The sequence below is a fragment of the Alistipes onderdonkii genome, from assembly GCF_025145285.1.
GTDB classification, from domain to species: Bacteria; Bacteroidota; Bacteroidia; order Bacteroidales; family Rikenellaceae; genus Alistipes; species Alistipes onderdonkii.
In genome coordinates, this window is sequence record NZ_CP102251.1 from 1,618,743 (window position 1) to 1,639,815 (window position 21,073).

A 21,073-nucleotide genomic window follows, 5' to 3' on the forward strand; every position below is an offset into this window, starting at 1 on the left:
TCAACTACAAACAACCATGGAACAGGAAAATAAACAGATCTTCGATTTCGATTTAAAAATGATCGCCGATTTCTTCAGGGAACTCGACAGGCAGGGGCCCGGCGGCGTGGAGCAGACGCTCCGCGCCCTGGAATTCGTACCCGACAGGCCGGGGATGCGGATCGCCGACATCGGATGCGGCACCGGCGGACAGACCGTCACGATCGCCCGGAACAGGGATTGTACGATAACGGCCGTCGACCTGCTGCCGGAGCTGTTGGAAGAATTCCGCGCCCGGATAAAAAAGGCCGGGCTGGAAAACCGCGTCACGGCCATACAGGGCTCGATGGATGCACTGCCCTTCAGCCCCGGGGAGTTCGACGTGATTTGGGCCGAAGGCTCGATCTACAATATCGGATTCGAACGCGGGCTGAGGGAGTGGCGGCAGTACCTCAAACCGGGCGGCATAATCGCCGTGACCGAATGCTCGTGGCTCTCGGGCGCACGCCTGGCGTCGAAATTCATCTCGGACTATTTCCCCGACATCGACAGCCCGTCGGGGAAAGTGCGGATCCTCGAAGAGGCCGGATATGCACCTCTGGCGCATTTCGCACTGCCCGAGCATTGCTGGACGGAAAACTACTTCGCCCATGCAAGCGCACGCATCCCGGGATTCCTGGAGCAATACAGGCACAGTGAAAAGGCACTCCTGCTGGCCGAAATGCAGAAAAACGAGATCGCCCATTACGAGAAATACAAAGCGTACTACGGTTACGTCTTCTACATAGGCCAAAAAACGGAAGAGTAATCCCCGTCCGAAAAGGCAGAATCCCGCTTCCCCGAAAGAGGCGGGATTCGTTTTTCCGGTTCAGGGAAAAATGCCCGGTCATTCCATCGAGGTGTAGACGAGCATCGTCTCGGGGGCCAGGCTGATCCAGCTTCCGGACGCATGCGCCACCCCGCGCTCCACGGGAAGCAACCGTTCGCCCCCGAGCCTGAGCCGCCCCCGGACGTAGACATAAAACACGAAGAGCCGCAGTCCTTCGGGACTGCGGCTCTTTTCATCCGTGCAGGGCGCTATGACCGTGACAGGGCGTCGAGGCGCGACAATTCGTCGTCGGAGAAGGATGCATGCTCCAGCGCCCGGAGGTTATCTTCGATCTGGGCGACGGAGCTTGCCCCGATAATGACCGACGTGACACGTTTGTCGCGCAGCAGCCATGCCAAAGCCATCTCGGCAAGGGTCTGGCCGCGCTGCCGGGCGATTTCATGCAGGCCGCGGATCCGTTCCGACATCCTCTCCGTCAGCACGTCGCGCCGCAGCGAACCCTCCGCCGCCATGCGCGAGCCTTCCGGAATACCGTTCAGGTAACGGTCGGTCAGCAGCCCCTGTGCCAGCGGCGAAAAGGCCACGAACCCGGCCCCGGCCTCGGCATTGAGCGTCAGGATGCCCGACGTGTCGGGTTCGCGGTCGAACAGGTTGTAGCGATCCTGGAAAAGCAGGCAGGGTACGTCGCGCTGGGCCAGGTAGCGGAAAGCGAAACGTGCCGCGGCCAGCGGGTAGCGCGACAGCCCGACATAGAGCGCCTTGCCTGCGCGGACGATGTCGACCAAAGCCTGGAGGGTCTCTTCGAGCGGGGTCTCGGGATCGTAGCGGTGCGAGTAGAAGATGTCCACATAATCGAGCTTCATGCGCCGCAGGCTCTGGTCGAGGCTTGCCATGAGGTATTTGCGCGAGCCCCAGTTGCCGTAGGGCCCCAGCCACATGTCGTAACCCGCCTTGGTCGAAATAAAGAGTTCGTCGCGGTAGGGTCGGAACGACTGCTCCATCAAACGGCCGAAGTTCTCCTCGGCCGTACCGTAGGCGGGGCCGTAGTTGTTCGCCAAATCGAAATGGACGATTCCCCGGTCGAACGCGTAATGGGCCATCTGCCGCACATTGGAGAAGGTCTGCCCGCTGCCGAAATTGTGCCACATGCCGAGCGAAAAGGCGGGCAGCAGCACACCGCTGCGTCCCGCACGCCGGTAGGTCATGCCATCTTCGTAACGCGACGCGGCCGGCTGGTAAATAGGTTCGATCATAGCTGTCAGTTTATTTCAGTATCAAAACAAAAAATCCGCGAACATTGTATTTTTCCTGCCGCCTCCCCGTGGGACGCCGGAGCAAGACAAGCGTCCGCAAAAGCGCCGGGGCAGCACCGAAGAAGGAGGCGGCGGTGGCATCGGATATAACGGATACAAGGCATTAACAGGGAGTCTGCATATCCGATGCCGTCCGTTACTATATCTTGCAAACGGACTCAGGACGCGGTCAATGCGCCTCGAGCCAGTTGTCGCCCACGCCGTAGTCGACCACCAGGCGCACCTTGAGGGCGGCGGCGGATTCCATGCATTCGGTGACGATGGCCGCGACGCGCTCCTGTTCGGAACGGAGCATGTCGACGACCAATTCGTCGTGTACCTGAAGGATCACCTTCGACCGGATGCCTTCGGCCGCGAAACGGCGGTGGACATTGATCATGGCGATCTTCATGATGTCGGCCGCAGACCCCTGGATCGGGGCGTTCACGGCATTCCTCTCCGCCAGGCCGCGCGCCACGGCGTTGTGCGAGGAGATGTCGTTGAGATAGCGGCGGCGGCCGAAGATCGTCGAGACGAATCCCTCCTCCTTGGCCCTGGCGACCACATTGTCCATATACTCCTTGACCTTGGGGTAAGATTCGAAATAACCGTCGATAATGTCCTTGGCCTCCTTACGCGGGATTTCGAGCCGCTGGCTCAGGCCGAAGGCCGAAATGCCGTAGATGATGCCGAAATTGGCCGTCTTGGCACGGCGGCGCTCCTCGGAGGTCACTTCGTCGAGGGTTTTGTTGAAAAGTTTGGCGGCCGTCGCGGCATGGATATCCTCGCCGTGGGCGAAGGCCGCGATCAGCGATTCGTCGCCCGAAAGGTGCGCCATCAGGCGCAGCTCGACCTGACTGTAATCGGCCGAGAGCAGCAGGTGGTCGGAATCGGAGGGGATGAACGCCCGGCGGATGCGGCGCCCCATCTCTTCGCGCACGGGGATGTTCTGCAGGTTGGGATTAGTGGACGAAAGGCGCCCGGTAGCCGTGACCGCCTGGTTGAAGGAGGTATGGATACGCCCCGTCGTCCGGTTGACCAGCTGGGGAAGCGCCTCGACATAGGTCGAAAGCAATTTTTTGACACCCCGGTATTCGAGGATCAGGTCGACGATGCGGTGTTTGCGGGCGAAGGTCTGCAAATAATCCTCGTCGGTGCAGAACTGCTTGGTCTTGGTCATCTTGGGCTTTTCGGCGATGCGCATCTTGGCGAAAAGCACCTCGCCCAGCTGGCGTGCCGAGTTGATGTTGAGCGTCGACTCGCCGGCTTCGGCACGGATCGCGGCTTCCAGTTCGGCCAGCCTGCGGCTCAGTTCGACGGAGTATTCGGCCAGCGCCCCGGAGTCGATCCGCACGCCCGCCATCTCGATGTCGGCCAGCACGGCGATCATGGGCTCCTCGACCTCGAAATAGAGGTGTTGCAACCCGATCTTCTCGACCTGAGGGTAGAGCACGTGTTTGAGTTGCAGGGTGACGTCGGCATCTTCGGCGGCGTACTCCTTGACGCGCTCGACGTTCACCAGATCCATCGTCAGCTGCTTGGAACCCTTGCCGATCAGCGTTTCGATCTCGATAGGCTTGTAGTTGAGGTATTTTTCCGACAGGGCGTTCATGTTGTGGCGCGACTCGGGATCGAGCAGGTAATGCAGGATCATCGTGTCGTACTTGCGGCCCCGGATATCGAGCCCCAGGCGCCGGAGCACCATCAGGTCGAACTTGATGTTCTGGCCGATCTTGGCAATCCCTTCGTCTTCGAACAGCGGCCGCACGATCTGCGTATATTCCGCCGTATTTTCCTCCTTGAAGGGAATGTACCACGCTTCGAACGGCTTTACGGCCAGCGACATGCCGACGATGCGGTCGTTGAAGATGTCGAACCCCGTGGTCTCGGTGTCGAAACAGAATTCGCCGTATTTCCCGACCTCGGCGACCACTTCGCGCAACTGGGAGGCATTCTCCACGAGGCGGTAATCGTGCGGCGTGGTCTGCGCCGTCTTGAACTGCATGGCATCGGCTTCGGCCTGCAGTTCTGCGACGGGAACCTCGGCGGCAGGCATGTCGACCACCGGGTCGCCGAAGAGGTTGCCCTGTCCGACCAGCGCCGCGCGTTTGGCGGCGGCGGACTTGGCCCGAGCCATCTCCGCAAGCTGGGTCTGCGCCTCCTGGCGGGGGCCTTCGGGTTGCTCCTCGGGGGGCGCAAGGTTCGTAAGGTCGTTCATAAAGGCCTTGAAATCCAATTCGGCAAAAAGGGCCTTGAGTTCGTCGATATGGGGTTCGCAGACCGTGAGGTCTTCTTCGCGGAACGGGATGGGCACGTCGAGGCAAATGGTGGTCAGTGTCTTGGCAAGGCGCAGTTTGTCGCCCCACTCGGCGATCTTCTCGCCCTGCTTGCCCTTGATCTTCGAGACGTTGTCGAGGATATTTTCCACCGTTCCCCACTCCTGCACGAGTTTGCAGGCGCTCTTCTCGCCGATTCCCGGCACACCCGGGATATTGTCCGAAGCATCGCCCCACAGTGCGAGGATGTCGCGCACGAGGCTGGGGTCGTCGATGCCGTATTTCCCGCGGATCGCCTCCCGGTCGACGATCTCGATGCTCCCTTCGGCGCCCTTCTGCTTGTATATCTTGCAATTGTCACGTACCAGCTGGCCGTAGTCCTTGTCGGGCGTCACCATGAAGACCTCGTAACCCGCCTCGACGCCTTTTTGCGACAGCGTGCCGATCACGTCGTCGGCCTCGTAACCCTCGACTTCGAGGATCGGGATGCACATGGCTTCCAGCACACGCTTGACATAGGGGACGGAGAGGAGGATGTCCTCGGGCGTCTCGGCACGGTTGGCCTTGTACTCGGGAAATATCTCCCGGCGGAAGCTGCCGCCCTTGGGGTCGAACGCCACGCCCAGCAGGTCGGGTCGCTCACGCTTCTGGATGTCGCGCAGGAACTTTACGAAGCCGAATACCACGGAGGTATTCATGCCGGCCCGGTTGCGCATGGGACGCCCCAGAAAGGCATAGTAATACTTGAAGATCAACGCATAGGCGTCGACGAGAAACAGTTTTTTCATATATTCGATTTGCGTCAATAATAGTTCCCTTTCGATGTTTGCCGTGCGCCTATCCCTTGCGCCCGGGGCCTGTCCGGTAGAAATGTCGGGGTATGTCGTTCCGGCGGAACCGCCGGGCGGAAATCAGCGGTTGTCCTCGGCGAACCACTCGGCGAACGAGGTTGCAGTCTCATGCAGGCGGAGCGAATGCAGTTCCACCCCCAGGGGCAGGCGGCGTGCGATGCGTGCCGCGAAATCGCCGAGCATGTTTTCGCACGTCGGCTGGTAGTCCACCGTGACGATGTTGCCGAAGCGTTCGGCCAGCACCGCCCGCAGGGGAGCGTCGCGGCGTGTCGCCCGCAACACGAGCGCATGGTCGAAACGGGAAACGACCTCCTCGTTGACAATGCTTTTCAGGACACCGAAGTCCATCACCATCCCACACTTGGGGTTCGTGTCGTCGTCCGCAGGGCACCCTTTCACGGTCACGAACAACCGGTAGGAATGCCCGTGGATCTCACGGCACGGCCCGTCGTATCCGTCGAGGGCATGTGCGGCCTCGAACGAAAACTCCTTTGTCAATCTGATCACTGCCATATCCGCAAAGATATTCATTAAATGCGAAAGGAGAAAGCGTTTTCCGCACTTTTCACCACGGGGGTTCCTTTACGCCCCGTTCCGGATCGGTAAACAAAGGTGCGGGAAACCCCGGTCGCATATCCTTCCCCACAAAAAGCCGCCCCGGTTTTGATTTGTCCTTATTAGTTCCTATATTTGTTACCATAAGTCTCATTATCTGATGAAACGTGTCCTGAATGATCTCACCCCGTTGCCCGGCAACGATTTGTTCATCACACAGTATTGGTTTGACAAACAAACCGATCCGCCCCTTCATTTCCACGAGGATTACATGCTCAGCCTGACCCTGAACGTGAAGGGTACACGTGTCACCGGACAATCGGTCGACAATTTCACGGAAAAAGACCTGATCATCATTTTCCCGCGCGTACCGCACTGTTACAAACGCGACGAAGCCTTTGCGGAGACCAATTGCGAGGCCGTCGCCGTGCAGTTCAGCCGCGACATGCCCAACTGGCAGATATTCGAAACGGAATCCATGCTCCCCATCCGGAAAATGCTGAGCCAGCCGGTCGCCGGGCTCTGGTTCGCCGAAAGCGTCGTAGACCGCGTCCGCGACAGGTTACTGCAACTGCCCGGGCTGCGGGGATTCGCATCGGCGTCGCTTTTCCTGAACATACTCAACGACCTGGCCACGGCTGGGCCGGACGAAACGGGGCCGATAGGTGCCCCGTACTACGAAATGCAACCCGACGGCAATGCCCGGATCAACAAGATCGTACAGTTCGTGGAGGGCAATTACCAACGTAAGATCTCGCTCGAAGACATCGGCGAAGAGGTAGGCATGTCCGCGACTTCGGTCTGCCGTTTTTTCAAAAAGTACACCCACCAGAACCTGTGGAACTACCTCAACGGCTTCCGCATCGTGCGCGCCGCACAGATGATCGTCGAGACCGACGACCCGATCGCCGAGATCGGTATGCGCTGCGGGTTCTACAACATCTCGAATTTCAACCGCGCCTTCCGCGAACGCATCGGCTCCCCGCCGGGCGACTACCGGCGCAAGTTCGGGTCGACGGTCATTTCGCCCGACGCGAAACAGGTCGAGGAGATAGGCCGCAAGCTGGATGAAATGCGCTGCGGGCAGGATTCGGCGGGGGGGGGAAATCCGGCGGCCAAAGTCCCGGCCAAGGGCTGACAAACCCCTTTTCAGGCACGAATGACAGCTTCGCGGACACACCGGCCTTGAAACCCTGCAACGATAAAAAGCGGCCTCTCGAAAAGGGGCCGCTTTTTATCGTTCCGGCATCCGGCCGGGATTAGCGCAGTTCGAGTTTGAAGGGATAATACATGACGATCCCCTGCTGCGAAGCAGCTTCCTGCACCTGTTTGTATTCCTTCATCATGACTCCCAGTTCCGAGCGGGTCATGGCCTCGCGGATGCTGACGTTGAGCGACGAGATGAACGCCGCGAAACCCGTCGGCTGCTCGATCACCTCCGTCACCCGGAAATTGTCGCCCAACCCGGCCTTGTCCGCAGCGACGGCAATGGCCGTCTTCAGGCCACCGTACGTGTCTATCAGGCCGATGCCGAGGGCGTTGTCGCCCGACCATACACGGCCGCCGGCAATGTCGAGCACCTTCTCGAGAGGCAGGTTGCGCCCCTGCGCCACGTTGTTGGTGAACGTCGTGTAAACCTTATCCACGCCGCGCATGATCGAAGCCCTTTCGGCTGGCGTAAGGGCCGAAGTCATGCCCATGCCTGCCGAGGTATTGCTCTTCACGGCGTCGAACGTGATGCCCAGCTTGTTCTTCAGGGCGTCGATGGTATTGAGGTACATGCCGAAGACACCGATGGAACCCGTCAGGGTCAGTTTGTCGGCCACAATGACATCGGCCGGGCACGAGATATAGTAACCGCCGCTGGCAGCATAGGAACCCATCGAGACGATGACGGGTTTCTCGGCCTTGAGCAGCTCCATTTCGCGCCAGATGACATCCGAAGCCAATGCGCTGCCGCCCGGGGAATTCACGCGCAGCACCACGGCCTTGACCTTGTCGTCGGCACGCACCCCGGCCAGCGTCGCAGCCAGCGTATTGCCGTAAACCTCGCGGCCGAAGCCCTCGCCGTCGACGATCGCGCCGTCGGCATAGACGACAGCCACCTGGTCGGCCGAAATATTCTTGAGGTCGGCACCTACCTGCGACGCATATTCGCCCAGGGTGATGAAATTGTATTGACCGTCGGAATCGGACTGCACGCCCAGCTGGGCAAATACGTCGTCCATCTGGTCTTCGTAGACCAGGCTATCCACGAACCCGTGTTCGAGGGCATCCTCGGGCAGCGAAACCTCCAGTTTGTCGGTGATCCGGTTCAGGGTTTCCAGGTCGATGCCGCGTGCTTCGGCCACCGAGGCGGCAATGGTATTCCACATCGAATTGACCAGCTCCTGCATCTGCTCGCGGTTGGCATCCGACATCTTGGAAAGAATATAGGGCTCGACGGCGCTCTTGTACTTGCAGGCCGTGGGGCGGAAAACTTCGGCCTTGACGTCGAGCTTGTCGAGCAGCCCCTTGTAAAACGCCAGGTTGAACGAAAGGCCCGACCAGTCCATAGCTCCTTCGGGCTGCATGTAAATCCTGTCAGCCGCCGAGGCGAGGTAATACTGCCCCTGCGAGTAGGTTTCGTTATAGGCGACGACGAACTTGCCGCTCTGCTTGAAATCGACGATCGCCTCGCGCAGCTCTTCGAGCAGGGCCGAACCCGCCACTCCGCCGTTGCCGTTCATACGCAGGTAAATACCCTTGATCCGCGGATCGTCCTTCGCCGCCTCGAGCGCACGCAGCGCCTTCATCAGCGGAAGCATGCGCGTAGACTGGAGCGTCGCGAAATCGAAGCCGGCGAAAGGATCGCTCGACGGGGCATCGGTCAACACCTCCGAAAAATCGAGTTTGAGGATCGACTCGGGGTGTACGGCCACGCTTTTCTCCATCGAACCGGCAATGCCGAGCAGGATGAAAATCCAAAGGAAGACTACCAGTACCGATCCCACGACAAACGCAAGGATGGCAGCCAGAAAAGTTTTGATAAAATTCATAACGAAGTTATTTTTTGTTTGTCCTAATTTTGTCCCGATTCCGGTTTTCTTTCGCAAATATACGGAATTTATATGAAAAACAAATAAAATTTATCGAAAAACGATAAAAAAGAAGGTTAACCTATATTTATTCTGTAAAATATACGTTATCTTTGCAGGGAAAGTCACGACACAAATATGGAAGAAAAAATCAGACATCTGCTCGCGTCGCTCGTCCATCCCGAAACGGGGCAGGACATCGTCAGCAGCGGTTTTATCGAGCATATCGCCTCGGCGGCCGGAAAAATCACCGTCGTACTCCGCTTCGCCAAGGCGCGCGACCCGTTCGCAGTGAAAATCAAAAACCAGGCCGAGGAACTGCTCAAACGCGAATTCCCCGGTCAAACGGTACTGGTAGTCATCAAGGAGGGCGGCGCCGCCCCGCGCCCCGAACCCAAGCTGAAGACGACCACGGGCGGCATCGCCAAGGTCATTGCCGTCGCATCGGGAAAGGGCGGGGTAGGCAAATCGACCGTCACGGCCAACCTCGCGGTCGCCCTGCGAAACATGGGATTCCGCGTAGGCATCCTCGACGCCGACATATACGGGCCTTCGCAGCCCAAGATGTTCGGAGTGGAAGGCTACCTGCCCGACGCCGTGCAGGAAGAGGGCGCAGACCATATCGTCCCTGCGGAGCCGATGGACATCCGGCTGATGTCGATCGGGTTCTTCATCAAACCTACCGACGCCCTGCTATGGCGCGGCGCCATGGCCGTCAGCGCCCTGAAACAGATGATCCACCAGACCAAATGGGGGACGCTCGACTTCCTGCTGGCCGACCTGCCCCCCGGAACGGGCGACGTACACCTCTCGATCATCGGGGAGCTGAAGATCGATTCCGCGGTGATCGTCTCGACGCCCCAGCAGGTCGCCGTGGCCGACGTCGTGCGCGGCGTGGAGATGTTCCGCAACGAAAACGTCAACATCCCCGTGGCGGGAATCATCGAAAACATGGCCTGGTTCACCCCCGAGGAACTGCCCGAAAACCGCTACTACCTCTTCGGCAAAGGCGGTGCTCGCCGGTTCGCCGAAGAGCACGGCGTGGATTTCCTGGGGGAAATACCTATCGTACAGTCGATCATGGAAGGAGCCGACGAAGGGAGGCCTGCTGCGGGGATAGATCCGCGCGTCGAAAAATGGTACCGCGGAATCGCGGAAAAGATTGTCGAAAAGGTGATGAAATCGTGTTAGGAAGCGTGTTGATAAACGGCGATAACTAATGATAACTTTCCGGTCGGAAGAGTTGCAAATTCCGGAAAGGGCGGGCATATACAAGATTTTCCGGAAACCAAAAAAAGTTATGGGAAATTATAGTCAGCCCCGAACCCCGGAAAACGGAACAGATTGTTCACAACAAACAGCTGTCGAAATGTTGACAACGGTTTTTGACAATTGTTGATTATAATTTCATACCTTTGAATACGAACCGGTTGTAACGAGGAATAGGAAACAGCTCGGGAGTAAAATGTTGAAAGATATTTTCCAGGGAAACTTGTGAACAGTATCAACAGCTATTATTTCTATTCTTATTTCTTATTAAATTTAAATTAAAAAGTAAAAATTAAAAATGAAGGTTGATAACTCCGCGCAAATCCGGAATAGGATCGAAGAACTGAAACGCGGGAAACACGCCGTCATACTGGCCCATTACTATACGCTGCCCGAAGTACAGGAGGTGGCCGACTTCCTGGGCGATTCGCTTGCGCTGTCGGTCAAGGCGCAGTCGGTCGATGCGGAAATCATCCTGTTCGCCGGCGTGCATTTCATGGCCGAGACCGCCAAGGTGCTATGCCCTGGCAAAAAGGTGCTCATACCCTGTCCCGAGGCGGGATGCTCGCTGGCCGAATCGTGCGATGCCCGCGACTTTGCGGCCTTCAAGGCCAGGTACCCGGGGCATACGGTGGTTTCGTATGTCAACACCACCGTCGGGGTCAAGGCGCTGACCGATATTTGCTGCACTTCGTCGAATGCCCTGAAGGTCGTGGAGTCGATCCCGGCCGACCGCCCCGTCATCTTCGCGCCCGACCGCAACCTGGGCGCTTACATCAAGAAGCTGACCGGCCGCGAGAATATGGTGATCTGGGACGGGGCGTGCCATGTCCACGAGGAGTTTTCGCTCGAAAAACTGCTCCGGCTCAAAAAGGAGCACCCCGCAGCCCGCATCGTCGTGCATCCCGAATGCCGGGCCTATATCATCGAGGTGGCCGATTTCGTGGGGTCGACGGCTGCGATCCTCGACTATTGCGGCCGCAGCGGGGCCGATGAGTTCATCGTCGTCACCGAATCGGGCATCCTCGCCGAGATGAAGAGGCGCTATCCCGGCAAGACATTTATCCCGGCGCCCCCGGACGACGAGACATGCGGCTGCAACAACTGCAAGTACATGAAGATGGTGACGCTGGAAAACATCTGCGAATGCCTCGAGCGGGAGGCCCCGGAGATCGTACTCGACGAAGAGGTGCGCCGCAAGGCCGAGCGTTCGATCCTGAACATGATTAACATCAAATAATCGTTTATATATGAAGAAACTGTTTTTACTGATTGCAGCGGCGTGCGTGTCGCTGACCGCGGCGGCAGACGAAGGCATGTGGATGCTGCCTTACCTGCAGAAAATGAATATCCGGGACATGAAGGCGCGCGGATGCAAACTTTCGGCCGAGGATATTTACAGCATCAACAAATCTTCGCTCAAGGATGCGATCGTCATTTTCGGCGGTGGCTGCACGGGCGAGATCGTTTCGCCCGACGGCCTGCTGTTCACCAACCACCACTGCGGCTACGGGTCGATACAATCCCTGTCGTCGGTCGAACACGACTATCTGAAGAACGGCTTTTGGGCCATGTCGCGCCAGGAGGAGATTCCTGCCCCGGGGCTCAAGGTGCGTTTCATCCGTTCGATCAGCGACGTGACTGCGGATATTCTGGGCAACGTGCCTTCCACGGCCGGGCAGCAGGAGTACGAACGGATCACCTCGGAGAATATCGCCGGCCTGACCGCTTCGCTGCAGGAGGCCAACCCCGGCATGGTGGTCGAGGTCAAGCCCTTCTTCGAAGGGAACCAGTATTTTGCCTTCGTGATCGAGGTCTATACCGACGTGCGCCTGGTGGGAACGCCCCCTACGTCGATCGGCAAGTTCGGCGGAGACACCGACAATTGGATGTGGCCGCGCCATACAGGCGATTTCTCGGTGTTTCGCGTCTATGCCGGACAGGATAATAGGCCGGCGGATTATTCGCCCGAAAACCGTCCTTACAAGGCCGAGAAGTTCCTCAAGATTTCGCTCGACGGTTACAAGGAGGGGGATTTCGCCATGATCATGGGGTTCCCGGGTTCCACGCAGCGTTATATGACTTCGTATGAGATCGACGACATGCTGAACGTTTCGAATCCCAACCGGATCTTTATCCGCGGCGAGCGCCAGGCGATCCTGAAGGAGGACATGGCTGCCAGCGACAAGGTACGTATCCAGTATGCTTCGAAATACGCCACGTCGTCGAACTACTGGAAGAATTCGATTGGCAAGTCTCGCGGCATCCTCAAACTGGGTGTCAAGGAGCGCAAGCAGCAGCAGGAAGCTGCCTTCCAGGCGTGGGCCGAGAAGAATACGCTGCCCGAGGAAGGGTATATTGACGCGCTGCCGAAAATCCGAGAAGCGATCGAGGGGCTGGCCGGCATCGACGATAACCGCCAGTATCTGGAAGAGGCTTTCCTGCGTGCGGTCGAAATACTGACCCCTGCAAAAATGTTCGACGGGCGGACGGAGATAAAGTATCCCGAAGAGGCCCGAAAGGCGATGGCCGGTTGGTATAAGGATTACAACGCCCCGACCGACCGGAAGGTGGCCAAGCGCATGCTGAAGATCGCCCGCGAGCACATGACCGACCTGCCGTCGTTCTATACGGAGATCGTGGATAAGGAATTCAACGGCGATACGGATGCCTATGTGGATTATATTTTCGATAATTCGCTCTTTACATCGCAGGAAAAGGTCGATGAGCTGATCGGTTCGTTTTCTGCCGATAAATATGCCGCCGACCCCATTGCCCCGTTTGTGAAATCGGTGTGGGAGAAGTATAATGCGCTTTCTCAGGCACGCAAGCCGATCGTGGAGAAATATTACGAGGGAAGCCGTAAATACGTGGCGGGGCTGATGCTCCAAAACCCGAAAAAGGCGTGGGCTTCGGATGCCAACTTCACGCTGCGCCTGACCTATGGCCGCGTGCTGCCCTATTCGCCTGCCGACGGCATCGAATACAACTACTATACGACGCTCAAGGGCGTGATGGAGAAGGAAAACCCGCAGAACCCCACAGAGTTCACCGTGCCCGAAAAACTCAAGGAGCTTTATGCGGCACGCGATTTCGGCCGTTATGCCAATGCCGGAGGCGAACTTCCGGTGGCGTTCCTTGCCGACTGCGATATTACGGGCGGCAATTCGGGTTCGCCCGTGATGAATGCCAGGGGTGCACTGCTCGGGCTGGCTTTCGACGGCAACTGGGAAGCCATGTCGGGAGATGTAGCTTTCGAGCCCGATCTGCAGCGTACGATATCGGTCGATATCCGCTACGTGCTGTTCATCATCGACAAGTACGCGGGCGCAGGATGGCTGCTCGACGAGCTGGTGTTCGAATAGCGTTTTCGGCCGCCGATGATTAGGAAATATGCCCCGGTATAAGCCGGGGTATATTTTTACCCCGTAGCCGGGGGCAGACCGATTCGCTCCCGTGGTTTCCGTTTTGTTTTCTTGCGGCAGGGTGTTCTTGTAGTTTGTAAACAAATAATGGAGCTTTGCTTTTTCTTTCCCTAAAAATTACTAATTTTGACAGAAATTAGTAATACTGTATATCTCAATATGGCAAAAGAGTTCAAGCGTTACCTCGTTACATCGGCTCTCCCCTATGCAAACGGCCCGGTGCATATCGGCCATCTGGCGGGAGTTTATATACCTTCGGATATTTACACGCGTTACCTGCGGCTGAAGGGCTGCGACGTGATTTCGGTCTGCGGATCGGACGAGCACGGCGTACCTATCACCATCAAGGCCCGCAAGGAGGGTGTGACCCCGCAGCAGATCGTGGATCGTTATCACAACCTGATCAAAAAGTCGTTCGAGGGGTTGGGAATGTCGTTCGACATCTATTCGCGGACATCGTCGGCGACCCATGCCGCGACCGCGTCGGAATTTTTCCGCAAACTTTACGACGAGGGGAAATTCATCGAGAAGACCTCCATGCAGTATTACGACGAGGAGGCGCAGACGTTCCTTGCCGACCGTTATATCGTCGGCACTTGTCCCAAATGCGGGAACGACCGTGCCTACGGCGACCAGTGCGAGAAATGCGGGTCTACCCTCTCGCCCGACGAGCTGATCGACCCGCATAGCGCCGTGTCGGGTTCGGTTCCGGTCAAAAGGGAGACGAAGCACTGGTATCTCCCGCTGGATCAATACGAAGGCTTCCTCCGCGAGTGGATACTCGATGGGCATAAGGAGTGGAAGACGAATGTCTACGGACAGTGCAAGAGCTGGCTCGACGGCGGATTGCAGCCCCGTGCCGTGAGCCGTGACCTCGACTGGGGCATCCCCGTGCCCGTGGAGGGTGCCGAAGGGAAGGTGCTCTATGTGTGGTTCGACGCTCCGATCGGTTACATATCCGCCACGAAAGACCTTACCCCCGATTGGGAAAAGTACTGGAAGTCGGAAGACACCAAGATGGTGCATTTCATCGGCAAGGACAATATCGTGTTCCACTGCATCGTCTTCCCCTCGATGCTCAAGGCGCACGGGGGTTATATACTGCCCGAGAACGTGCCGGCCAACGAGTTCCTGAATCTCGAGGGCGATAAGATTTCGACCTCACGCAACTGGGCGGTATGGCTGCATGAATACCTGGGGGAGTTCCCCGGAAAGGAGGACGTATTGCGCTATGTGCTGTGTGCCAATGCCCCCGAAACCAAGGATAACGACTTTACATGGAAGGATTTCCAGGCCCGCAACAACAACGAGCTGGTTGCTGTGCTGGGAAATTTCGTCAACCGTGCGCTGGTGCTTACGCAGAAATATTACGGCGGAGAAGTTCCTGCCTGCGGAGAGATGAATGATTATGACCGTCAGACAGTTGCGGAGGTAGCTGCCGTGAAGGGTTCGCTCGAGGCCAATATCGAGAACTACCGTTTCCGCGAAGCCCTGAAGGATGCCATGAACATTGCGCGTATCGGCAACAAGTATCTGGCGGACACCGAGCCGTGGAAAGTCATCAAGACCGATTCCGGGCGCGTGAAAACGATTCTCAACATTGCGTTGCAGATTACGGCCAATACGGCGATTGCCATCGAGCCTTTCATGCCTTTCTCGGCGTCGAAGATCCTGAAGATGCTCGCCGTGGAGAAATTCGGATGGGAGCGCCTCGGGGCGATGGAGCTGATCGCTGCCGGGCATAAGATCGGCGAGGCGTCGTTGCTCTTCGAGAAGATCGAGGACGACGTGATCCAGCGCCAGTTGGATAAGCTTGCGGCGACGAAAGAGGCTAACCTGGCTGCTGAAAATTTGCAAAATATTGAACCTCAGAAAGATACGATACAATTCGACGATTTCCAGAAAATGGATATCCGGGTTTCTACGATCCTTGCGGCGGAAAAGGTCGCCAAGACGAAGAAATTGCTTAAATTGACGGTGGACACGGGGATCGACCAGCGGACGATCGTTTCGGGAATAGCGGAATATTTTACTCCCGAAGAGCTGGTCGGGCGCAGGGTGCTGGTTCTTGTAAACCTCGCTCCCCGCGAACTGAAAGGTATCGTGTCGCAGGGCATGATCCTGATGGCCGAAGATGCTTCGGGGAAACTGCTGCTGCTGGGCCCCGACGGAAATACGAATAACGGTGCTATCGTAGGATAATGTGAGGAAAGGATCGGTTCAAGGTTTGTTTTTGCCCGGTTTACTTTGCTGTGGGGATAATTTAGAAAAACCTTTAAATTTTACTATAATGGAAAATATAGATTGGAGCGCCTTGGGGTTCGACTATCACAAGACCGACGTCAACGTCCGTTATTATTTTACGGATGGTAAATGGAGTGATATGGAGGTTACGAGCGACGAGTACATCAAGATGCACATGTCAGCTTCGTGCCTGCATTATGGCATCGAACTTTTCGAGGGTCTCAAGGCCTTTCGTGGAGTCGATGGGAAAGTCCGCCTGTTCCGTGTCGAGGACAATGCCCGCCGCCTCCGGTCTTCGGCCGAACGTCTTTGCCTTCCGCTGCCGACCGTCGAAATGGTCGTCAATGCCTGCGTCGAGGTCGTTCGGAGGAATGAAGCCTATATTCCCCCCTACGGAACAGGGGCCTCGCTCTATCTGCGTCCGGTGATGTTCGGAACGACGGCCGGCCTGGGGGTCAAACCTGCAAAGGATGCTTTGCTGATTGTCTACTGTTCGCCTGTGGGTGCTTATTTCAAGGAGGGAATCAAGCCGATCCTAGTTGCCATCGACCGAGAGCAGGATCGTGCTGCTCCACGTGGAACAGGCGATGTGAAAGTCGGCGGAAATTATGCGGCCAGCCTTTTGTCGGGTGAAAAAGGGCATAAAATGGGCTATTCAAATATCATGTATCTCGACGCTGCGGAGCATAAATACATCGAAGAGTGCGGTGCATGCAATTTCTTCGGCATCAAGGATGGCAAATATATCACTCCGAAATCCCCTTCGGTGCTTCCGTCGATCACCAATATGAGCCTCCGCCAGCTGGCCCGCGATATGGGGCTTGAGGTCGAAGACCGAAAAATCCCGGTCGAAGAACTTGCCTCTTTCGAGGAGTGCGGCGGCTGCGGAACGGCTGCCGTGATCTCCCCTATCGGCACTATCTATGACATGCAGACGGAGAAAACCTACTCTTATGGTGATAAGGTTGGTAAGATTTCTCTGGAATTATATACCCGATTGCAGGATATTCAGTACGGACGAGCTGAGGATAAATACAATTGGTGTACGATTGTTTTGTAGAATACGAATATATTGTTAAGAGGCCGCTATACTGTACTGCACCCCAAAAGTTGGACACTTTTGGGGTGTTTTTTATGAAATATAATTATGAGATTCGTTTAAAGGCCGTAAAACTGGTACTCGAAGGCGGACTTTCGGTTAGGGAAGCCGGATGTCACTTGGGCTGTGGCCGCTCGCAAGTTCACTTGTGGGTAACATTATTCGAGCGCCATGGCCTTGCCGGCCTTAAGCTGCGCCACGGTAGCTACAGTGCAGAATTTAAGTTGTCAGTTTTGAAGCATATGCACCAAAATCATCTATCTTTGCTGGAGACAGCAGTGCATTTCGGCATTCCGGGCCCTTTTGTTATTCGTCAATGGGAGCGGCTCTATCAAAACCAAGGTGCTGAAGGCCTGCGGCGTAAACCGCAAAGAAGGAGGCCGGCCATGAGTAAATCGAAGACTAAAAAAGTCAAACTCAAAACGACTCCGCACGAAGAGTTGCTTAAGGAACTGGAGTATCTTCGTGCCGAGAATGCTTACTTAAAAAAATTGCAGGCCTTAGTCGAGGAGCGCATTGTCCGCGAGAGCGGGAAAGAGCCCAAGCCATCGAAGGACTAAGGCCGCAGTGCCGGCTTTCAGTATTGCTCAAAGCCGCAGGGATGGCGCGAAGCACATTTTATTATCACTTCAGAAAATCAAAACAACCCGATAAATATGCTCGCGAAAAAGAGAGTATTATAAGGTTATATCACGAACATAAGGGGCGTTATGGTTATCGGCGCATTACCGTTGAAATGAATAAGATCGGATATGCGATAAATCACAAAACCGTACTTAAGCTGATGAATATTTGCGGGATAAAAAGTCAGGTCAGGCTCCGTAAATACTGTTCATACAAAGGACAGATCGGACGGATAGCGCCCAATCTTCTGCAACGCGACTTTGCAGCCGAAAAACCGAATCAGAAGTGGGTTACTGACCTTACGGAATTTTCGGTTTGCGGCGTAAAGTTATATCTATCGCCGATTATGGACTTATATAACCGGGAGATTATTAGCTATAAAATAGCTGAACGCCCTAACTTTATGCAGATCATGAAGATGCTGGACGATGCGTTTGCCAGAATACCGGATTCTCCGGGTATTGTCTTGCATTCCGACCAGGGCTGGCAGTATCAGATGAAGCAGTATCAGCTCCGTTTAAGACAGAAAGGTATTACACAGAGCATGTCGCGCAAGGGTAACTGTCTGGATAACGCTGCTATGGAAAGTTTCTTTGGATTATTGAAGTCCGAATTATTATATTTGCAAAAATTCTCATCCATAGACCATTTCCGAAAAGAATTGGAAGAATATATCGACTACTACAATAACAAGCGGATAAAGAAATACTTAAACAACATGAGCCCGGTACAATACCGAACTCATGCCATCTAAACAAATACTAATCCGTCCAATATTTGGGGTGCACTTCATACAGCGGCCTCTTTTTGTTTCGTTTGTGTTTAAGGGTTTTGTATATATGTTCCACGTGGAACATGTCTTCTTTGGTGGTTGTTCGGGAAGAATATAGAAGTGATAATCTTTACAGAATCTCGTGATTTAATTATTTCGGGAGGTTGTGGGTTGATAGGTTCCACGTGGAATATTACCCTATCTTCCGAATTTTACCAAGAGAACATTTACGTCTGCGGGTGAAACTCCGGGTATGCGCGAGGCTTGCCCGATGTTTTCAGGACGGATTCGGGACAGTTTTTGCCGGGCCTCGATAGTCAGGGAATTCATCGAGTGAAAGTCGAAATCCACAGGAATCCGTATGTTTTCGAGCCGATGTAGTTTTTCTGCAATGAATTTTTCGCGTTCAATATATCCTTTATATTTGATTTGGATTTCTGCCTCTTCGATCACCTCTTCCTCCATCCGGTTCGTTTCGATGAATTTTCGGAGCTTCGGCAGGACGGCTTGCAACGAATCGAACGAAACATTATTCCGCATTAGTATGTCGTAAAGCTTCCTTCCCTGTGATAAAGGTTCGGAATTTATTGCTTTTAAATAGTCGTTAATTTCGGCTGCTTTGATACTCTGTTGGCGAGCGAAAGAAATAAGCGATTCTACGAGCGTATTTTTTTTGACGAAATAGTCGTATCTTTTTTGGGTAATAAGCCCGATTTTATATCCGATAGGAGTAAGCCGAATGTCCGCATTGTCCTGCCGGAGCAGGATGCGGTATTCTGCACGCGAGGTGAACATGCGGTAGGGTTCGTCCACCCCTTTGGTCACAAGGTCGTCTATCAGCACTCCGATATAGGCTTCGTCGCGCTGCAATACGACGGCCTCCTCCCCTTTCAGCATCCGGTGTGCATTGATCCCGGCCATCAACCCCTGGGCTGCGGCCTCTTCGTATCCGGTCGTCCCGTTGACCTGCCCGGCGAAATAAAGGGCGGAAACGAGTTTCGTTTCGAGCGAATGGTGCAATTGTGTGGGTGGAAAATAGTCGTATTCGATGGCATAGCCCGGGCGATAGATGTGGAGGTCTTCGAATCCCCGGATTTTATGCAGTGCTTCCAACTGTATTTCCCAGGGCAGTGACGAAGAAAAACCGTTGAGGTAGTATTCGTTGGTGCTGCGTCCTTCGGGTTCGAGGAAGAGCTGGTGCTGGTCTTTGTCGGCGAATGTACGCAGTTTGTCTTCGATGCTCGGGCAGTAGCGCGGCCCGATTCCCGTTATCGTCCCGTTGAACAGCGGCGAGCGGTCGAACCCTGTGCGCAGGATGTCGTGCACCTCGGCCGACGTGTAGACCAGAAAACAAGGAAGCTGGTATTTAACAGGTTGTGTATCAGGGGAAAATGAAAATTTGGATGGTTTTTCGTCCCCGTATTGCGGTTCGAGTATTTCGAAGTCGATCGTGCGGGCATCGAGGCGTGCGGGCGTACCGGTTTTCATACGCCCGGTTTCGAATCCGATTGCGCGCAGGGACTCCGTGATCCCGTGCGAAGCGGCGTCCCCTGCCCTGCCGCCCTCGGCGTGCGATGTGCCGCAGTGCATCAGCCCGTCGAGGAACGTACCGGCGGTAAGTATGACGGCCTTGCAGGCGAATTCGATGCCCATGCGCGTCCGCACGCCTGTCACGCGCGGTTTGGTTGCCGAGGTGTCGAACAGCAGCTCGGTGGCGGCGTCCTGCCAGATATAGAGGTTGAGCGTGTTTTCGAGCGTATGGCGCCACTCCTCCGAGAAACGGGTTTTGTCGCATTGCGCACGGGGGCTCCACATGGCTGCGCCCTTCGAACGGTTGAGCATCCGAAACTGGATCGCGGTGAGGTCGGTAATGCGTCCCATCTGTCCTCCCAAAGCATCTATTTCTCTGACTATCTGACCTTTGGCTACTCCCCCGACGGCCGGGTTGCACGACATGGAAGCCATCTTGGCCATGTCCATGGTGAGCAGCAGCGTGCGCGACCCCAGGCGTGCGGCGGCAGAGGCCGCTTCGCAGCCGGCATGTCCGCCGCCGATGACGATTATATCGTATTCGAGTGTCATTGTGCCGCCTCCCAGAATTTGAGGTATTTATCCTCCTTGCGGTGCATCTGTGCATTGGTGCGGGGCGTCTTGTCACCCTGCCCGCAGAGGTGCAGCACGCCGTGTACGATGACCCTGCGCATTTCCTGGAGCGTCGTGCAGCCGTATTGCCGGGCATTGTCGGCGACGGTCTCGACGTCGATGAAGATGTCGCCCGAGATTATGCGGGCGCCTTTGCGGTCGCTGTAATCGAACGTAATGACGTCGGTGAAATAGTCGTGCCCGAGCCACTGGCGGTTCATCTCCAGAAGCCGTTGCGCCGAGCAGAAGATGTAGCTCACATCGCCCGGCGTATACCCTTCCGCTTCGGCCACTGCGCGAAGCCATGCCGCCGTCAGGCGTTTCTGAGGCAGCCGGAAGGTACAATCGTCGTTATAGTATCGTATTGCCATGTTTAAGGACAGCCCGAGGCCGTAATCAGTCTGTAAATCTTTGCAAAAGTACAAAAATAATGCAGATGAAAACGCCCCGGAGGGCTTTTTCTCGTTGCAGCTGTCCGGGGGCGTCCCGAAGCCGCATCGGCCTCCTCCGCCGGGAAGTGCCGTAAAAATGAAAAAATATATTTTTTCGGGTAAATCGGGATTTTAGTTACGGATTGTAACTTTTATTTGCGATCGGGATATACACAGGGAGTTGCGGACGGATTTTTTCTTAATAATT

At 55.7% G+C, this 21,073-nt stretch carries 16 protein-coding genes; 9 read left to right on the top strand and 7 right to left on the bottom strand.

What is annotated here, in order from left to right; all coding sequences use genetic code 11:
• Nucleotides 1–16: 16 nt before the first annotated feature.
• Entirely contained in the window at nucleotides 17–787 is a 771-nt protein-coding gene (locus tag NQ559_RS06720; RefSeq protein ID WP_018695575.1) for a class I SAM-dependent methyltransferase, read from the top strand.
• Nucleotides 788–865: 78 nt separating this feature from the next.
• Here the strand turns inward: NQ559_RS06720 and NQ559_RS06725 are convergent, their stop codons facing one another.
• From NQ559_RS06725 to NQ559_RS06740, 4 genes are all read right to left on the bottom strand, one after another.
• Nucleotides 866–1,006, bottom strand: a complete 141-nt coding sequence (locus NQ559_RS06725) for a hypothetical protein (RefSeq protein ID WP_018695574.1) — start codon at nucleotides 1,004–1,006, stop codon at nucleotides 866–868.
• Nucleotides 1,007–1,056: 50 nt separating this feature from the next.
• Nucleotides 1,057–2,061, bottom strand: a complete 1,005-nt coding sequence (locus tag NQ559_RS06730; RefSeq protein WP_018695573.1) for an aldo/keto reductase — start codon at nucleotides 2,059–2,061, stop codon at nucleotides 1,057–1,059.
• A gap of 229 nt (nucleotides 2,062–2,290) precedes the next feature.
• On the bottom strand, nucleotides 2,291–5,164 hold the full coding sequence (gene polA, locus NQ559_RS06735; RefSeq protein WP_026318310.1) for a DNA polymerase I: 2,874 nt from the start codon (nucleotides 5,162–5,164) through the stop codon (nucleotides 2,291–2,293).
• A 123-nt stretch (nucleotides 5,165–5,287) separates the two neighbouring features.
• Nucleotides 5,288–5,740 (bottom strand): 6-pyruvoyl trahydropterin synthase family protein, encoded by a 453-nt coding sequence (locus NQ559_RS06740; RefSeq protein ID WP_022332725.1) that lies wholly within the window; start codon nucleotides 5,738–5,740, stop codon nucleotides 5,288–5,290.
• Nucleotides 5,741–5,942: 202 nt separating this feature from the next.
• Between NQ559_RS06740 and NQ559_RS06745 the strand changes: the two genes are divergently transcribed.
• Entirely contained in the window at nucleotides 5,943–6,920 is a 978-nt protein-coding gene (locus NQ559_RS06745) for an AraC family transcriptional regulator (protein WP_032134616.1), read from the top strand.
• Nucleotides 6,921–7,041: 121 nt separating this feature from the next.
• Here NQ559_RS06745 and sppA read toward each other — a convergent pair whose 3' ends face one another.
• Complete coding sequence (sppA, locus tag NQ559_RS06750; RefSeq protein ID WP_018695569.1) at nucleotides 7,042–8,820, bottom strand: signal peptide peptidase SppA; 1,779 nt, start codon at nucleotides 8,818–8,820, stop codon at nucleotides 7,042–7,044.
• Nucleotides 8,821–8,997: 177 nt separating this feature from the next.
• Between sppA and NQ559_RS06755 the strand changes: the two genes are divergently transcribed.
• From NQ559_RS06755 to NQ559_RS06785, 7 genes are all read left to right on the top strand, one after another.
• Complete coding sequence (locus NQ559_RS06755) at nucleotides 8,998–10,050, top strand: Mrp/NBP35 family ATP-binding protein (RefSeq protein WP_018695568.1); 1,053 nt, start codon at nucleotides 8,998–9,000, stop codon at nucleotides 10,048–10,050.
• A gap of 376 nt (nucleotides 10,051–10,426) precedes the next feature.
• The gene (gene nadA / locus NQ559_RS06760) at nucleotides 10,427–11,368 is read left to right on the top strand and encodes a quinolinate synthase NadA (RefSeq protein ID WP_018695567.1); all 942 of its coding nucleotides are present in this window, start codon (nucleotides 10,427–10,429) and stop codon (nucleotides 11,366–11,368) included.
• Nucleotides 11,369–11,378: 10 nt separating this feature from the next.
• The gene (locus tag NQ559_RS06765) at nucleotides 11,379–13,493 is read left to right on the top strand and encodes a S46 family peptidase (RefSeq protein ID WP_018695566.1); all 2,115 of its coding nucleotides are present in this window, start codon (nucleotides 11,379–11,381) and stop codon (nucleotides 13,491–13,493) included.
• A gap of 219 nt (nucleotides 13,494–13,712) precedes the next feature.
• Nucleotides 13,713–15,755 carry a methionine--tRNA ligase gene (gene metG / locus NQ559_RS06770; RefSeq protein ID WP_018695565.1) on the top strand — a complete coding sequence of 681 codons (2,043 nt, stop codon included), beginning with the start codon at nucleotides 13,713–13,715 and terminating at the stop codon, nucleotides 15,753–15,755.
• 88 nt (nucleotides 15,756–15,843) lie between these two features.
• Nucleotides 15,844–16,857 carry a branched-chain amino acid aminotransferase gene (locus NQ559_RS06775; RefSeq protein ID WP_018695564.1) on the top strand — a complete coding sequence of 338 codons (1,014 nt, stop codon included), beginning with the start codon at nucleotides 15,844–15,846 and terminating at the stop codon, nucleotides 16,855–16,857.
• A gap of 74 nt (nucleotides 16,858–16,931) precedes the next feature.
• Entirely contained in the window at nucleotides 16,932–17,456 is a 525-nt protein-coding gene (locus NQ559_RS06780; RefSeq protein WP_032558195.1) for a helix-turn-helix domain-containing protein, read from the top strand.
• Nucleotides 17,387–18,274: an IS3 family transposase gene (locus tag NQ559_RS06785; protein WP_117615371.1), complete on the top strand. Its 888-nt coding sequence runs from the start codon at nucleotides 17,387–17,389 to the stop codon at nucleotides 18,272–18,274. Before NQ559_RS06780 ends, NQ559_RS06785 begins: the two co-directional genes overlap by 70 nt.
• A 216-nt stretch (nucleotides 18,275–18,490) precedes the next feature.
• On the opposite strand, the gene mnmG is transcribed toward NQ559_RS06785, so the two are convergent.
• Both mnmG and ybeY read right to left on the bottom strand, forming a co-directional pair.
• A complete protein-coding gene (gene mnmG, locus NQ559_RS06790) occupies nucleotides 18,491–20,374 on the bottom strand; it encodes a tRNA uridine-5-carboxymethylaminomethyl(34) synthesis enzyme MnmG (RefSeq protein WP_018695561.1) in 1,884 nt (627 codons plus the stop codon).
• Entirely contained in the window at nucleotides 20,371–20,805 is a 435-nt protein-coding gene (gene ybeY / locus NQ559_RS06795) for an rRNA maturation RNase YbeY (RefSeq protein WP_026318308.1), read from the bottom strand. The genes mnmG and ybeY overlap by 4 nt, the downstream gene beginning before the upstream one ends.
• Between the last annotated feature and the right edge of the window lie 268 nt (nucleotides 20,806–21,073).

What these genes read in the sequence shown, in the direction of transcription:
- NQ559_RS06780 (WP_032558195.1), top strand. Translation starts at nt 16,932, where the DNA reads ATGAAATATAATTATGAGATTCGTTTAAAGGCCGTAAAACTGGTACTC.
- NQ559_RS06720 (WP_018695575.1), top strand. Translation starts at nt 17, where the DNA reads ATGGAACAGGAAAATAAACAGATCTTCGATTTCGATTTAAAAATGATC.
- NQ559_RS06745 (WP_032134616.1), top strand. Translation starts at nt 5,943, where the DNA reads ATGAAACGTGTCCTGAATGATCTCACCCCGTTGCCCGGCAACGATTTG.
- metG (WP_018695565.1), top strand. Translation starts at nt 13,713, where the DNA reads ATGGCAAAAGAGTTCAAGCGTTACCTCGTTACATCGGCTCTCCCCTAT.
- NQ559_RS06730 (WP_018695573.1), bottom strand. Translation starts at nt 2,061, where the DNA reads ATGATCGAACCTATTTACCAGCCGGCCGCGTCGCGTTACGAAGATGGC.
- ybeY (WP_026318308.1), bottom strand. Translation starts at nt 20,805, where the DNA reads ATGGCAATACGATACTATAACGACGATTGTACCTTCCGGCTGCCTCAG.
- nadA (WP_018695567.1), top strand. Translation starts at nt 10,427, where the DNA reads ATGAAGGTTGATAACTCCGCGCAAATCCGGAATAGGATCGAAGAACTG.
- polA (WP_026318310.1), bottom strand. Translation starts at nt 5,164, where the DNA reads ATGAAAAAACTGTTTCTCGTCGACGCCTATGCGTTGATCTTCAAGTAT.
- mnmG (WP_018695561.1), bottom strand. Translation starts at nt 20,374, where the DNA reads ATGACACTCGAATACGATATAATCGTCATCGGCGGCGGACATGCCGGC.
- NQ559_RS06765 (WP_018695566.1), top strand. Translation starts at nt 11,379, where the DNA reads ATGAAGAAACTGTTTTTACTGATTGCAGCGGCGTGCGTGTCGCTGACC.
- NQ559_RS06755 (WP_018695568.1), top strand. Translation starts at nt 8,998, where the DNA reads ATGGAAGAAAAAATCAGACATCTGCTCGCGTCGCTCGTCCATCCCGAA.
- NQ559_RS06740 (WP_022332725.1), bottom strand. Translation starts at nt 5,740, where the DNA reads ATGGCAGTGATCAGATTGACAAAGGAGTTTTCGTTCGAGGCCGCACAT.
- NQ559_RS06775 (WP_018695564.1), top strand. Translation starts at nt 15,844, where the DNA reads ATGGAAAATATAGATTGGAGCGCCTTGGGGTTCGACTATCACAAGACC.
- sppA (WP_018695569.1), bottom strand. Translation starts at nt 8,820, where the DNA reads ATGAATTTTATCAAAACTTTTCTGGCTGCCATCCTTGCGTTTGTCGTG.